This window comes from Bacillus sp. P4_D3 (genome assembly GCF_056401855.1).
In genome coordinates this window covers 1-917 of sequence record NZ_JBFUIN010001035.1, presented here as the reverse complement: position 1 = coordinate 917, position 917 = coordinate 1, and the positions used below count along the sequence as shown (strand labels likewise).

Annotated in this window: 1 protein-coding gene; it reads right to left on the bottom strand. The window is 34.5% G+C overall.

The genetic code is table 11. The features are described from left to right. On the bottom strand, nucleotides 1-917 hold a 917-nt coding region (locus AC1DTM_RS28965), incomplete at both ends, for a penicillin-binding transpeptidase domain-containing protein (RefSeq protein ID WP_477001540.1).

Here is a 917-nt window from a genome sequence, read left to right as displayed (position 1 = left end):
CATCCATATCCGCCATTATGATCTTTAATTTCTGCTGAACCAACTGTGTATTTTCCTGATTGGAAATATTCTTTCCCGTTATATACACCTTCATTAATTGCAGCAGCTAATGTAAAAACTTTCATTGTAGACCCTGGTTCGAATGCGTTCGCAATTGGATCGTTTAAAAAATATTCAATGTCTCCTTTGTTAGGATTATAACTAGGCTTACTAGACATTGCTAAAATCTTACCTGTTTTTGGATCTGCAATGATTCCTACTAACATAGAAGGATCATAGTGTTGCTCCGCTTTGTTCATCGCATCTTCTAAAAAACTATTAATTTGTTTATCAAGCGTAAGATATACGTTATTTCCATTTTTAGCAGGTTCTACTTTTCCTATATCATTTGTAAGCGGGATTCCACTTCGAGAGCCTACATATGCGACATTACCATTTGTAGAGCGCAAATATTTATCAAGACTTTGTTCGAGTCCAAACTTACCTTCTGCATTTCCTTTTTCATCTGGTCTAGCAAAACCTAGGATATATGATGCAAAGTCTTCGTTTGGATATACTCTAGCTTTTTCTGTCGTAAATGACACCCCTGGTATTTTTAATTTTTTTATTTGTTCCTTCACTTCTCTAGATAAATTCCGACCAATTTTACCAATTTCAACTTGCGTACGTCCTTCATGAAAATTTTTCATGATCTCCTCTTTATCAACTTCAAGCTCATCTGCTAAACGTTGTGCAGTATCTTCTTTATCTTTTAATTTATCTTTTCCTTTTAAGTTTACAACGATGCGATATGTTGTTGAGTCTTGGACTAATACTTTACCGTTTTGATCATAAATTGTCCCGCGATTTGCTTCAAGAACTCCATTTTTGTTTTGTTGTTCATTCGCAAGATCTTTTACATTAACATTATGCACGAC